General features: G+C 33.6%; 12 protein-coding genes. 5 read left to right on the plus strand and 7 right to left on the minus strand.

The genetic code is table 11. From position 1 onward, the window contains the following. Window positions 1-26 precede the first annotated feature (26 nt). From DFQ09_RS05185 to prfB, 4 genes are all read right to left on the minus strand, one after another. A complete protein-coding gene (locus DFQ09_RS05185) occupies window positions 27-2,558 on the minus strand; it encodes a TonB-dependent receptor domain-containing protein (protein ID WP_115808599.1) in 2,532 nt (843 codons plus the stop codon). A gap of 121 nt (window positions 2,559-2,679) precedes the next feature. Beyond that, window positions 2,680-3,129 carry a hypothetical protein gene (locus DFQ09_RS05190; protein WP_115808600.1) on the minus strand — a complete coding sequence of 150 codons (450 nt, stop codon included), beginning with the start codon at window positions 3,127-3,129 and terminating at the stop codon, window positions 2,680-2,682. A gap of 97 nt (window positions 3,130-3,226) precedes the next feature. Continuing rightward, window positions 3,227-3,568, minus strand: coding sequence for an arsenate reductase (glutaredoxin) (arsC, locus tag DFQ09_RS05195; protein WP_115808601.1), 342 nt, complete (start codon window positions 3,566-3,568; stop codon window positions 3,227-3,229). 32 nt (window positions 3,569-3,600) lie between these two features. Next, window positions 3,601-4,711 (minus strand): peptide chain release factor 2 gene (gene prfB, locus DFQ09_RS05200; RefSeq protein ID WP_115808602.1). Its coding sequence is split into 2 segments (ribosomal slippage): window positions 3,601-4,647 and window positions 4,649-4,711, totalling 1,110 coding nucleotides; the frame shifts between segments, so codons are not numbered across the junction. 210 nt (window positions 4,712-4,921) lie between these two features. Here prfB and DFQ09_RS05205 point away from each other — a divergent pair. Beyond that, entirely contained in the window at window positions 4,922-5,938 is a 1,017-nt protein-coding gene (locus tag DFQ09_RS05205; protein ID WP_115808603.1) for a threonine aldolase family protein, read from the plus strand. Here DFQ09_RS05205 and DFQ09_RS05210 read toward each other — a convergent pair. After that, window positions 5,931-6,254: a YbaB/EbfC family nucleoid-associated protein gene (locus DFQ09_RS05210; RefSeq protein WP_115808604.1), complete on the minus strand. Its 324-nt coding sequence runs from the start codon at window positions 6,252-6,254 to the stop codon at window positions 5,931-5,933. The two genes, DFQ09_RS05205 and DFQ09_RS05210, sit on opposite strands and share 8 nt — an antisense overlap. A gap of 74 nt (window positions 6,255-6,328) precedes the next feature. Here DFQ09_RS05210 and DFQ09_RS05215 point away from each other — a divergent pair, with 74 nt between their 5' ends. The 3 genes from DFQ09_RS05215 to DFQ09_RS05225 all read left to right on the plus strand — a co-directional run bounded on the left by DFQ09_RS05215 (window position 6,329) and on the right by DFQ09_RS05225 (window position 11,008). Further along, the gene (locus tag DFQ09_RS05215; RefSeq protein WP_115808605.1) at window positions 6,329-8,392 is read left to right on the plus strand and encodes a S9 family peptidase; all 2,064 of its coding nucleotides are present in this window, start codon (window positions 6,329-6,331) and stop codon (window positions 8,390-8,392) included. 73 nt (window positions 8,393-8,465) lie between these two features. Next, entirely contained in the window at window positions 8,466-9,503 is a 1,038-nt protein-coding gene (locus DFQ09_RS05220; protein ID WP_115808606.1) for a PLP-dependent cysteine synthase family protein, read from the plus strand. Between the two features lie 245 nt (window positions 9,504-9,748). Beyond that, the gene (locus DFQ09_RS05225) at window positions 9,749-11,008 is read left to right on the plus strand and encodes an aminotransferase class I/II-fold pyridoxal phosphate-dependent enzyme (protein ID WP_115808607.1); all 1,260 of its coding nucleotides are present in this window, start codon (window positions 9,749-9,751) and stop codon (window positions 11,006-11,008) included. Window positions 11,009-11,101: 93 nt separating this feature from the next. On the opposite strand, the gene DFQ09_RS05230 is transcribed toward DFQ09_RS05225, so the two are convergent. Both DFQ09_RS05230 and DFQ09_RS05235 read right to left on the minus strand, forming a co-directional pair. Continuing rightward, a complete protein-coding gene (locus DFQ09_RS05230) occupies window positions 11,102-12,220 on the minus strand; it encodes a GNAT family N-acetyltransferase (protein WP_115808608.1) in 1,119 nt (372 codons plus the stop codon). Window positions 12,221-12,240: 20 nt separating this feature from the next. Continuing rightward, on the minus strand, window positions 12,241-13,197 hold the full coding sequence (locus DFQ09_RS05235; RefSeq protein ID WP_115808609.1) for a transporter: 957 nt from the start codon (window positions 13,195-13,197) through the stop codon (window positions 12,241-12,243). A 151-nt stretch (window positions 13,198-13,348) separates the two neighbouring features. Between DFQ09_RS05235 and DFQ09_RS05240 the strand changes: the two genes are divergently transcribed. Then, window positions 13,349-13,624, plus strand: coding sequence for a DUF4834 family protein (locus DFQ09_RS05240; protein WP_115808610.1), 276 nt, complete (start codon window positions 13,349-13,351; stop codon window positions 13,622-13,624). The last annotated feature ends 5 nt before the right edge of the window (window positions 13,625-13,629 follow it).

Genomic DNA, 13,629 nt, shown 5'->3' on the forward strand with positions numbered 1-13,629 from the left:
GCTTTTTTTTAGTTGTAATTTAATTCTTAACCTTCGAATTCCATGTCGTCTCCGCCACCATTTCCGCGTTCTCCAGAACGGTCTTTATTGTTTAACCTTTGGTTAAATCGGTAGATGAAAGAAACATTAACTTGACGTTGTCTCCATTGAAATTCGCTATAACGACTGTAGAAATCTGTAGTAGTTACAGATTCGTATTTTCTAGAGTTAAGTAAATCTCTAACATTTACAGATACCGTTGCTTTTTTGTTTAATATTTCTTTACTGAATGCTAAGTCTAAAGAGAAAATACCTTCGGTATCCGATTGTGCATCTTGTCTTGCTCCTCTGTAGAATGCACTAGTTTGCCAATCTATAGCTAATGGTAACGTGACTTTAGAACTAAAACGAGCGAACCAACTTGTGTTTTTTGCACCATAATCTACACCGTTAAAATCTCCTTCAGTTTCAAATTGGAAGAAGTTAAAACTAGAGTTTAAGCGTAGCCATTTTTCAGGGTTGTACATTAAACCAAGTTCAGCACCAGTTCGTTTGTTAGTCGCTAAGTTAATAGGTATTGTTCTAATAATGTCAATACCATCTGTAGTGGTTTGACCTGTGTTTTCTTGCACACGCTCAAAAGAATCTGTTTCGTGTTGGTAGTAAATAGAAGAGGTAAGTGTAAATTTTTCCCAACGTTTTAAATACCCTAAATCAAAAGTACTAGAGTATGCAGGATCTAAATTAGGGTTTCCTTGAAATATATTAGTTCTACTAGAACGTGAAGGAAAAGGATTAATATACCAACCACGAGGACGGTTAATTCTTCTATTATATCCAAGTGTAATACTTTCTTCATTCCCATTATCAGATGTATTCAGGTTATAAATAAAGTTAACCGTAGGGAATAGGCCTAAATAATTATTGTTAAAATCAGTATCGATAGGAAAACCGAATTCTTCATTTAATTCTTCTTCTGTAAGGCGTGAATCAATTTTTCCTTTTAATTGTGTGTTTTCTAATCGTAAACCAAATAGGTAAGAGAATCGTCCAAGTTTTGAACCGTACTGCGTATAGAGTGCATTTACGTTTTCAGTATAATCGAAGACATTTGAAATAGCTTCGTTAATTTCGAGAATTCCTGTATCTGTATCTTCTTGATCAAGTTGGTAATCCGTGTTGCTATTTTTAAAGTTTCCACGATAACCAGCTTCAAAACGAGAATCTTCTCCTATTGGTAATACGTAATCTGCTTGAACTAGATATTCTTTTTGATCTTCATATGTATATTCTTGTTCAATTTGAAATACATCAGAATTAGACGGATCTGTGAAGACGTAATCTTCATTCAAGTAAGTAAGCCCATCTTCTTTATCTTTTTCATATTGAAAATCAGCAGTTAACTTATGGTCACTATCCTCTCCAAAACGTTTCACATAGTTAAGTGCAACTTGATACCTGTTATCTTTTTCAGTTTCTCTTTCTCTTCTTAGTGTTTCTTCAACAATGATATTATTGTTAAAACGCTCACTATTATTTTGTGAAACGTCAGAATCATTTCCAAAGTTATAAAATAAACTACCTGTTATAGATGAAGACTCATTAAGAAAGTACTCCATACCTAAGTTAACATTGTAGTTTCTACTTAAGCGGTCAACATTTTGGTCCTCACGGATTCTTCTAAATTCAGGTTCGTCAGTTAGTCCGTTTTCGTCTAAGGTGTCAAAGTAATCAACATCAGTGAATGTTGTACGTGGAGCATCAGAATAGCGCCATCCAAAATTTGAAAATAAATTGTATTTTTCTTTACGGTAATTTAAAGTTGCAGAAACGCCTAAATTATCAGGATTACCAGCGGTTAAATTAACAGACCCATTGAAGCCTAATGTTTCTTTTTGTCTAAGAATAATATTAAGAATTCCTGCTGTACCTTCGGCATCATATCTAGCAGATGGTGACGTAATCACTTCTACACGCTCAATGGCTTCTGCTGGTAATTGACTTAATATATTGCTATCACCAAAACCTGCCATAGCAGAAGGTTTTCCATTAATTAAGATTCGAACATTTTCATTACCTCTAAGGCTAATTGCTCCTTCTACATCTACAGCAACAGATGGTACATTATTAAGAGCATCACTTACGGTTCCTCCGGCGGTAGTTAAATCTTTACCAATGTTATAAACTTTTTTGTCTAATTTTATTTCAACAGTAGTACGTTCTGCAACAACCATAACTTCATTTAAAGAAGCGACATCTAAAGCCAAACTAATGGTCCCTAAATTGGTGTCTTTGTCAAAATTTCGTTCTGGGAAGTTTTTTGTTTTGTAAGAAATGTATTCTACAGATATGATATAAGTCCCTATAGGAACTTCAATATTAAATCTACCTTTAGTATCTGTAATACCACCAGTTATAATTTTGTTATCTGTTTTAGTTTTAACGACAACTGTAGCATATTCTAGTGGAATATTAGTGTCTTCTTCAATAATGGTTCCTTCAATTTTTAAGTCTTTTTGAGCAAAAGAAAAACTAAAACAAAAAATTAACAAGAAAGCGGTAATAAGGCGTAATTTCATCACAAATGTTTAAAGGTTATTAGTCTAATAGACTCGCAAAAATACCTTTAGTTTAGTTGAAATTGGTTAATCTTGTGTTAAAGACAATAAAATGGAAAGCGATTTTAACATAACATTAGTTTTAGTTCCTTTTTTTTCTTTTTCGCTTCTTTTTGGTAACTTCTTTTTCATCAAATTTTCCTGATATCATTTCCTTTATTTTGGCCATGTCATCTTCTGAAATGAGTTCTTCTAATTCTGAAAAGTGAGTGTCTTCTAAATTTTGTATTGCTGCCTTACGATCAAGAGAATGCTCAAATCTTGTTTTAAATATGGCTATTTTTTCCTCAAAAAAACTATTTATAGATAGCTTAATGATTTGCTTTTGAAAATCATCTGCCTCTAGAGTTGTTAGAAAATTAGCAATATATTCTTCTTTACGTTCTTCTGCTTCTCGCTCGTACTTTGCAATTTCTTGCTCCGAAGGTTCTCTATTCGTTTGAGGGATGTTACTCCTATTATTCCCTTGTCTTTGAGCATTAATATTTAAGCCTAAGAGAATGGTAAAAATTAATAAAATTGTCTTTCTCATGTGTTTGAGTTTATTGTTTTATGGTCACATGCTGTTCGCTTTAAATCATTTTCTTAGTTGATAAAAATTTGAACATGCATGTTTCATGTTTGTAATGTTATATAATGTCTTTGATTGCTTCTGGTGGCCTGCCAATTACAGCCTTATCTCCATTAATTACAATCGGGCGTTCTATGAGTTTTGGATGATTAACCATAGCGGCAATAATTTCATTATCAGAAAGGGATTTTCCTTTGAATTCTGATTTCCAAATTGCTTCGTTTTTTCGGATTAAATCTATAGGTTTTATGCCTAATTTTATAATCACGTCTTGTAGTTCAACAGATGTTAAGTCTTCTTCCAGATATTTTATGATTTCAAATGCTTTACCGGATTCTTCTAATATAGAAAGGCCTTGTCTCGATTTGGAACATCGTGGGTTGTGGTATATTTCAATCATTTTATGCTGATTTTATTTTAGTAACTATAATATTACAATTTTAATGCCGAATCTTCTTTTTGTCCCATCATCATTAAATAGGCTTTTAAAAACGGTTCAATAGCACCATCCATAACAGCATCAACATTTCCTGTTTCGTGAGCAGAACGTACGTCTTTGACTAGCTTATAAGGATGCATCACGTAATTTCTGATTTGACTTCCCCATTCAATTTTCATTTTTCCTGCCTCAATATCATCACGCTGTGCCATCTGTTTTTGTAGCTCAATTTCGTATAATTGTGACTTCAACATTTGCATTGCTCTATTTCGGTTATCGTGCTGAGAACGTGTTTCTGAACATTGAATTTGAATTCCAGAAGGCTTATGTAAAAGCTGAACTTTTGTTTCAACTTTGTTTACATTTTGTCCACCAGCTCCACTAGATCTGGCTGTTGTGATTTCAATGTCAGATGGATTAATATCTATTTCAATAGTATCATCAACCAATGGGTAAACATACACTGAAGCAAAACTCGTGTGTCGTTTAGCGTTACTATCAAAAGGTGAAATACGCACCAAACGATGGACTCCGTTCTCGCCTTTAAGCCAACCGAAAGCAAAATCGCCTTCAATTTCTAAAGTTACGGTTTTTATCCCAGCAACATCTCCTTCTTGCATGTTAAGCTCTCTCACTTTATAGCCGCTTTTTTCGGCATACATAAGATACATCCGCATTAACATGTTTGCCCAATCACAAGATTCTGTTCCGCCGGCACCAGCTGTAATTTGCAATACAGCACTTAAACTGTCACCTTCTTCAGAAAGCATGTTTTTAAATTCTAACTTTTCAATGGCATCAGTTGCAGATTCATAACGCGCTTCAACATTTTCCATCGGAGCTTCATCCTCCTTGTAGAATTCGTAAATAACTTCTAAATCTTCAAAAAGTGATTTGGCATCATTATAGTCATTAACCCAACTCTTTTTCTCACGAATGGATTTCATAACCAATTCGGCAGCTTTGGAGTCATTCCAAAAATTGGGGTCAAAAGTTTGCTCTTCTTCGTTGGCGATTTCTATGAGCTTAGCATCTAAGTCAAAGATATTGTCTAAGTACGTCTAGACGGGAATTAAGATCTTTTATTTGATCTGATGTAATCATAGTGTAAGATAATTTTATACAAATATAAGGCGCGTTAATAAAGTGCCATAATTTTGAATCGATTTTTTGGAAATTCCGTAGTTTTATGATTTAGAAAAAAGACGTTAGTTTTAATTGTTCTCAATTGAAAAGAAAGAATTAATATAGATTAGTGTCAAGAATATAATTCAAAATTTAATAGAAGATTTCCGCTTTCTCGGGAAAATATATATGATAATAGACTTAAGAAGTGATACCGTTACAAAACCATCAAAAGGCATGTTAGATGCTATGATGTCTGCCCAAGTTGGAGATGATGTTTTTAGAGAAGATCCTACAGTTAATGAATTAGAAGAACGGTTAGCAACACTATTTGGCAAACAAAAAGCATTATTTTTTCCATCAGGAAGCATGGCGAATCAAATCGCTATAAAGTTACATACCAATCCTGGAGAACAAGTTATTTGTGATAAATACGCTCATATTTATAATTATGAAGTTGGAGGAGTGGCTTTTCATAGCGGTGCGTCTTGTAAACTCATTGATGGTCATCGTGGTATGTTTACGGCAGAACAAGTAAAGGAAGCTATTAATCCTTCAGAGTATTATTACAGTCAAACCAGTTTAGTTGAGGTAGAAAATACCACAAATAAAGGTGGAGGAGCGTGTTGGGATTTTCAAGAGCTTGAAAACATTAAAAACGTCTGTAAAACTAATAATCTAGGGTTTCATTTAGATGGAGCACGCTTATGGAATGCTATGGTTGCTAAATACGAAACGACGATGCAATATGGTCAGCTTTTCGATACGGTTTCAGTTTGTTTAAGTAAAGGTTTAGGTTGCCCAATAGGTTCTGTGTTGATAGGTGATGCCGAGATTATGAAAAAATCCTTGAGTTTAAGAAAGCTTTTTGGAGGTAATATGCGACAAGTTGGTTATTTGGCTGCTGCAGGTTTGTATGCTTTAGATAATAATATTGAACGACTTGCAGACGATCATAAAAGAGCAAAAGAAATAGGAGCGGAGTTATCTAAATTATCCATAATTAGAAAAGTAGAACCTATTGAAACCAATATTGTCATTTTCGAATTAAATGATGGTGTGGATGAGGCACAATTCCTGAATAACTTAAAAGAAAAGAATATTCATATTATAGGAATGGGAAGTAATAAACTTAGAATGGTCACACATTTGGATTATACAGACCAAATGCATGACAAACTTTTAAGTGAGCTAAAATCTATTTAAACATATCCATTCCAGGAATATTTGGCATGCCTTCTTTTGCGACAGCAGCTACTTCTGTTTCGTGAACGTTGGTTGCTTTTTCAATCGCTTTGTTTAGTGTGAGGATTAAATAATCTTCTAACATGTCTTTATCTTGAAGTAATTCATCAGCAATATCAATAGATTTAATTGTTCTATTGGCTGTAATCGTTACTTTCAATTTATTGTCAGTACTCGCTTCGTCAATTAAAACGGTATGTAAGCGCTCTTTTGTTGCTTCAACTTTCTTTTGAGCATCTTTTAATTTGCCCATCATTCCCATCATATCTCCAAACATAATCTTATCTTTTAATTTATTCAGATACAAAATTACTAAATTGCGCCTCTTTTTAGACTAAATTTTCATAACAAATGATAAAAAATTCGGATATCAATCCTCCTATTGCCAAGAAAATTCCACATCAATTAGAAAAACATGGAGATGTTCGTGTTGATAATTATTTTTGGATGAAGGACCGAGAGCATCCAGAAGTGATCGATTATCTCAATGCTGAAAATGCGTATTGCGATTCTGAAATGGCTCATACAAAGGATTTTCAATCAGATTTATTTGATGAAATGAAAGCTAGAATAAAAGAAGATGATTCGTCTGTACCTTATAAATACAATGGCTATTGGTATATCACCAAATTCGAAAAAGGAAAAGATTACCCAATTTACACACGTAAAAAAGACAGTTTAGATAATCCTGAAGAGTTGTTATTTGATTGTAACGTCATGGCTGAAGGTGAACCTTATTTCAAATTAGCTGGTATAAGTATTAGTCCAGATAATAAATTAGTGTCCTACGGAATTGATAACACAGGACGACGTAATTACACGATTCATGTAAAGAATTTAAAAACACACGAGGTGGCTTTAGATCGTGTATTAAATACGACAGGTTCTTCAAGCTGGGCAAATGATAATGCCACTTTATTTTATACCAAAAAGGATGAGGTTACTTTACGAGCATTTCAAGTTTATAAACATCGCTTAGGAGACAATTCTGATGATGAACTTGTTTTTGAAGAAGGAGATGATACTTTTGGAGCGGCGGTTTACAAATCAAAATCTAGAAAGTATATTATTATTGCGTGTTATAGCACGCTAACGAATGAATATCATATTCTAGATGCGGATAACCCTGAAGGTAAGTTTCAAGTTTTTCAACCAAGAATAAGAGGTTTAGAATATAGCATTTCGCATTATGATAATCACTTTTATATGCTGACGAATAAGGACAAAGCGACCAATTTTAAATTAATGAAGACTTTAGAAACTGATACTAAAGTTGAAAATTGGACAGAAGTCATAGCGCATAGAGATGATGTTTTATTAGAAGGCATTGATATTTTTAAAGATTATTTAGTGATTTCTGAGCGTAAAAACGGCTTAAACGAAATACGAATAAAACGTTGGGACGGAAGTGAAGATTACTATTTACCTTTTGATAATGAAACTTATACAGCATATACAGGTACCAATGTAGATTTTGATACTGAAATATTACGTTATGGTTATAATGCCATGACAACTCCGTCTTCGGTTATTGAGTTTAATATGCGTACTAAAACTAAAACGGTATTAAAGGAGCAAGAGGTTTTAGATAAGAATTTTGACAAAGACAATTATATTTCAGAACGTATCTGGGCAACTGCTGAAGATGGTACTAAAATCCCAATGTCTGTTGTATATCGTAAAGGCATTAAAAAAGATGGAACGAATCCATTATTACAATACGCTTATGGAAGTTATGGTTCTACAATGGATCCTTATTTTTCGACGATTAGATTAAGCTTATTAGATCGTGGATTTATTTATGTTATTACACATATTAGAGGAGGAGAATATTTAGGCCGTGATTGGTATGAAAATGGAAAGTTATTAAACAAGAAAAATACATTTTCAGATTTTATAGCCTGTTCGGTGCATTTAATAAAAGAGCGTTACACGTCGTCTCAACATTTATATGCTATGGGAGGCAGTGCAGGAGGTTTGTTAATGGGTGCTATAATTAACACCGCACCAGAATTATACAACGGTATTATTGCAGCGGTACCTTTTGTAGATGTTATTACGACGATGTTAGATGATTCTATTCCGTTAACCACTGGTGAATATGATGAATGGGGAAATCCAAATGATAAACTCTATTATGATTATATAAAATCGTATTCTCCTTATGATAACGTAGAAGCGAAGGCGTATCCCAACATGTTGATTACAACAGGGCTTCACGATTCGCAAGTGCAGTATTGGGAGCCAGCGAAATGGGTAGCCAAACTTAGAGACTTAAAAATAGACGCAAATAAATTGTATTTAAAAACGAATATGGATGCGGGTCATGGTGGTGCATCCGGACGATTTGAAAGCTTAAAAGAAGACGCGGAAGAGTTTGCATTTTTACTTGATTTAGAAGGAATATCCAGTTAAATCAAAAAAAAATGTTACTTTTGCGAGGTTTTAGGTGTCTAATAATTTGATTAGTTACTGAAAAATTTTATTTATGAAGCAAAACAAAAATGTATTTGATAATGTGTTACAACTAATAGGTAACACGCCCTTAATCAAATTAAATAGAATGACTGCTGACTTCGATGGTGAGTTTTATGCCAAAGTAGAAGCGTTTAATCCAGGTCATTCTTCAAAAGACAGAATTGCATTACATATTATAGAAGAAGCTGAGCGTCGAGGTATTTTGACTCCTGGTGATACAATTATAGAAACGACTTCTGGTAACACCGGTTTTAGTATTGCTATGGTTAGTATTATTAAAGGGTACGAATGTATTTTGGCTGTAAGCTCTAAATCATCTGCAGACAAAATAGACATGTTAAAGTCTATGGGCGCAAAAGTTTATGTGTGTCCCGCACATGTAAAAGCAGATGACCCTCGTTCTTACTACGAAGTTGCAAAACGTTTACACGAAGAGAATAAAGGTTCTATTTATATCAATCAATATTTTAACCAATTAAATATTGATGCACATTACAAATCTACCGGTCCAGAAATTTGGGATCAGACAAGTGGTGAAATTACACACCTAATTGCTTGTAGTGGTACAGGAGGAACAATTTCTGGAATCTCAAAGTATTTAAAAGAGCAAAACCCAAATGTAAAAGTTATTGGTGTTGATGCTTACGGTTCTGTTTTAAAGAGCTACCACGAAACACGTGAGTTTGATGATAAAGAAATTTATCCTTACAGAATTGAAGGTTTAGGTAAGAATTTGATTCCTACGGCTACGGACTTTGATCTAATTGATAAGTTTATCAAGGTTACAGATGAAGAAAGTGCACATACGGCAAGAGAAATTTCAAATACTGAAGGTCTTTTTGTAGGTTATACAAGTGGTGCAGCAATGCAAGCGATTAAACAATTACAAGAAGAAGGTGAATTTAAGTCAACGGATAAAGTTGTAGTGATTTTTCCAGATCATGGATCGCGTTATATGAGTAAAGTCTATAATGACAAGTGGATGGAAGATCAAGGCTTTTTTGATGCTAAAAGTGTTGTACAAGCAACTATAGAGTACATAAAATAGATTATAATTAAAAAAAACATATGCCTATTGCCAAATTTGTAATAGGCTTTTTTTTGCAGAATAATTAAGTGAAATATGTTGAATAAAGCGGTTTATAACTTGTGAATACTTCACTAAATAAATTATGCATTCATAATATTATTACCTAATTTTGCAGACACTAACTAGATAAATTAACAATTATTAATCGTTGGTTTTATGCTTTCTAAGCATAGAACCAATTTTTAATATCAAAGTATGCGTGCATGAAGGATTTATTTGCAAAGATTTATAAAGATAAAGGACCACTTGGAAAATGGGCAGCTCAGGCTGAAGGTTATTTTGTGTTTCCAAAGCTTGAAGGTGAAATCTCTAATAGAATGAAGTTTCAAGGGAAGGATGTTATTACTTGGAGTATCAATGATTACTTAGGTTTAGCCAATCATCCAGAAGTTCGAAAAGTAGATGGGGAAGCTGGTGTTAAGTACGGTTCTGCATACCCTATGGGAGCACGTATGATGTCTGGTCACACAGATTTACATGAGCAGTTACAAAACGAATTAGCTGCTTTTGTTAATAAAGAGGCTGCATACTTATTAAATTTTGGTTATCAAGGAATGGTATCTACCATTGACGCTCTGGTAGCTAAAGATGATATTATTGTTTACGATGTTGATGCACACGCTTGTATTATTGATGGTGTGCGTTTACACATGGGTAAACGTTTTACTTATAAGCACAACGATATCGTAAGCTTAGAGAAAAATTTAGAGCGTGCTACAAAAATGGCAGAGCAAACAGGGGGAGGGATTTTAGTTATTTCTGAAGGTGTCTTCGGAATGCGAGGAGAACAAGGCCGTTTAAAAGAGATTGTTGAGCTTAAGAAGAAATTTAACTTTAGATTTTTTGTAGATGATGCTCACGGATTTGGTACTTTAGGCGCTACAGGTGCTGGAGCAGGTGAGGAGCAAGGAGTTCAAGATGACATCGATGTTTATTTTGCAACTTTTGCAAAATCTATGGCAAGTACAGGTGCGTTTATTGCAGCTGATAAAGAAATTATAGATTATTTAAAATATAACCTACGTTCTCAAATGTTCGCTAAGTCGTTACAAATGCAGCTTGTTGTTGGTGCATTAAAACGTTTAGACATGTTGCGTACAATGCCAGAGCTTAAAGCGAATCTTTGGACAATAGTTGATGCCTTACAATCAGGTTTAAAAGAGCGTGGTTTTGATATCGGAACAACACAAAGTTGTGTAACTCCTGTGTATCTAAAAGGAAGTATTCCTGAAGCAATGGCTTTAGTAAGAGACTTACGAGAAAACTACGGAATATTCTGTTCTATAGTAGTTTATCCTGTAATTCCTAAAGGATTAATTTTATTAAGAATGATTCCGACGGCTACACATACATTAGTAGATGTAAAAGAAACATTAGATGCTTTTGATGCTATTAGAGAACGTTTAGTAAACGGTACTTATAAAAGAATGTCAGCAGCTTTAATTGCTGCTATGGGTGAATAGTTAATTCACTTAATAAGCAAAAAAACGATCATCACATTTAAGTGATGATCGTTTTTTTTGTTTAACCAACAACCAACAACCAACAACTAATAGCTATAAGTCCTTTCGCAATGTTTTGCGTCGTGCATATACTTTAGGGTCAAAATGTTTCCATATTTGTTTAATGGCAATATTATCTTCAAGTTCTGGAGTTCTATAACATGTCTCTATCCCTTTTTGCTTAAAGGTTTCGTAATATTCGTTAAAAATAACGGCATGAACACCTTTGTTTTGATAGTCGGGATGAATACCTATTAAGTAAAAAATAACGTCTTTACTGTGTTTTTTAGCTTTTAGGATATGTGTAAATCCAAAGGGAAATAATCTACCATTTGCTTTTTGTAACGCTTGTGCAAACCGTGGCATAACAACAGCAAAACCAACTAATTTATCATGTTCATCCACTACAAATTTGATGTACTCCGGGTTAATAAAGCTGATAAATTTCTTTTTAAAATATTCTTTTTGAATATCTGTAATTTCAACAAAAGAGGATAAAGACGAATAACTCTCATTAAACAAATCGAACATACGATCTGCATAAGGCATTACTTCTTCTGTTTTTGTAAGCTGAAGCGCTCTTAATTTATAACGACGTTTAATGAGTTCTTGTGCTTTTTTAAAGAACTCTGGCTTTACGTTTTCAAAAGGAAACTTGTTTTCTGAATATTCTTTTTCAATAAGGTATCCATGTTCTTTATAATGGTTAATATAATAAGGATGATTATACCACGTAATCATTGTTCCCAATTGGTCAAAACCTTCGGTCATTACACCGACTTTATCTAAATTAGAAAAGCCTACAGGACCTTCAGCATAACTTAATTGCTGTTCTCTTCCTATATCTTCAACGGTATTTAATAACGCTTTACTAACATCTAAATCGTCAATAAAGTCAAACCAACCAAAACGCATTTTCTTTATGCCTTGCTTGTCGACTTCTAGCCAATTGATAATCGCTGCAATTCTACCTACAACCTCACCAGATTTATAAGCCAAGAAAAATCGGGCTTCAGCATCTTTAAAGATTGGGTTTTTGTCTTTATTAAAGGTTTCTAACTCTTGTTTTATAATTGGTGGTACCCAATATTTAGAATCTTTATAAATTTTAAAAGGGAACCGAACAAATGCTTTTAAGTCCTTTTTTGATGTGGCTTCTTTAATTGTTATCATGTAGTTAGGAACGCTATAAATTAAGAATCGAAATCATCTATTTTCTTTTCCTTTTTCTTCTTTTTCTTGAAATTACCATCACTGCCGTTACCGTTATCTATCTTTTTATCTTGATGGAAATCTAAACGGTACGACGCTCCGAAAGCGATATTTAGAACAGTTGGTGTATCTTTAGTGTTAAAGGCAAGATTAGCATCTAACTGAAAGTTTTTAGTCCAAAGGTAAGCACCTCCAAATCTAAAAATATTATCAGCATAGAAATCACTATCAATGCCTTGCGCTTCTCCAAAGACAACCCATTGTGGTGTGAATGAATGTGTTAGTGTAAAAATATATTGAAAATCAGACTGGTCTGTTCCAATTCTATCTTTAATTAAATTCATTACAAAAACCCAACCACCATTAAAATTGTTCTGTGTTGCAATCATTACCTTTGGACTAAAGCCTTCAATGTCTGGGGCAGTATAAGGATTGTCTTTAGCGTCAAAATTTGCGCCTGCAAAAATAGAAACGGCAGGTATTAAGGATTTCCAGCTGAATTTATTGTTAGCGTGAAAGCTGTATAAATTTGGCTTTTCTTCTCCTGCATTTTTATAAGGATCATATACCAGATATTTTGCTCCAAGAGTGAAATTTTTAAAATTAGAGCGTTTGTCTGGAAGAGGAATTGTAGCATTATTATAAGTGATATTATCATTTTGATAAATGCCATCAAGCGATAATTCTAGCTCTTCAAATAATAAGCCATATCTCAGTGCAAAATCAAGACCAAACCCTGAAACTTCATAATTGGCAAGCGCATGCTCTTCTTTTACGGTATAGGCGCCAGTTTCAAACTGTACAACTCCTGTTCCTACAGAAAAGGCACTTTTAGATACTCCAGGTCGGTTAGAGTTAATTACTTCAGTATATTGGGCGTAGGTAGAATTAAAACTAAAGGCAAGAATTAAAACTAATATGGATTTGAGTATTCGCATTATATATGGATTTAAAACCTATAGGTCTATTGTAGATTGAAGTCAAATATAGATATTTTATAGTTTTTTTAAGGAATAATATCGGATTATAAATGAGTATAATTGTATTTTTGAATATTATAACATGTTTATCATACAACAAGCTTAGTCCATGGGATTACTGAGAACTATATTAATTATTTTACTTGTTTACTTTGGCTTTAAGATATTAGCACGTCTTTTTGCTCCGTTATTGTTGAAGTTTGTGGCCAAGAAAGCTGAGGAAAAGTTTGGTGGCCAATTTGGTGGATTCCAAAACCCAAATCAACAAAGACAGGAACAAAAGCAAAAGGAAGGTGAAACGATAATCGATAAAATGCCTAACAATAATAGTTCTTCTAACCAGAAAGTGGGCGAATATATTGATTACGAGGAAATTGATGAATAGAATTC

The sequence above is a fragment of the Winogradskyella pacifica genome (assembly GCF_003386275.1).
In the GTDB taxonomy this organism is placed as follows: Bacteria; Bacteroidota; Bacteroidia; order Flavobacteriales; family Flavobacteriaceae; genus Winogradskyella; species Winogradskyella pacifica.

Excerpts from the sequence above, each read along its gene's own strand:
- DFQ09_RS05185 (WP_115808599.1), bottom strand. The coding sequence starts at position 2,558 with ATGAAATTACGCCTTATTACCGCTTTCTTGTTAATTTTTTGTTTTAGT.
- DFQ09_RS05190 (WP_115808600.1), bottom strand. The coding sequence starts at position 3,129 with ATGAGAAAGACAATTTTATTAATTTTTACCATTCTCTTAGGCTTAAAT.
- arsC (WP_115808601.1), bottom strand. The coding sequence starts at position 3,568 with ATGATTGAAATATACCACAACCCACGATGTTCCAAATCGAGACAAGGC.
- DFQ09_RS05205 (WP_115808603.1), top strand. The coding sequence starts at position 4,922 with ATGATAATAGACTTAAGAAGTGATACCGTTACAAAACCATCAAAAGGC.
- DFQ09_RS05210 (WP_115808604.1), bottom strand. The coding sequence starts at position 6,254 with ATGTTTGGAGATATGATGGGAATGATGGGCAAATTAAAAGATGCTCAA.
- DFQ09_RS05215 (WP_115808605.1), top strand. The coding sequence starts at position 6,329 with ATGATAAAAAATTCGGATATCAATCCTCCTATTGCCAAGAAAATTCCA.
- DFQ09_RS05220 (WP_115808606.1), top strand. The coding sequence starts at position 8,466 with ATGAAGCAAAACAAAAATGTATTTGATAATGTGTTACAACTAATAGGT.
- DFQ09_RS05225 (WP_115808607.1), top strand. The coding sequence starts at position 9,749 with ATGAAGGATTTATTTGCAAAGATTTATAAAGATAAAGGACCACTTGGA.
- DFQ09_RS05230 (WP_115808608.1), bottom strand. The coding sequence starts at position 12,220 with ATGATAACAATTAAAGAAGCCACATCAAAAAAGGACTTAAAAGCATTT.
- DFQ09_RS05235 (WP_115808609.1), bottom strand. The coding sequence starts at position 13,197 with ATGCGAATACTCAAATCCATATTAGTTTTAATTCTTGCCTTTAGTTTT.
- DFQ09_RS05240 (WP_115808610.1), top strand. The coding sequence starts at position 13,349 with ATGGGATTACTGAGAACTATATTAATTATTTTACTTGTTTACTTTGGC.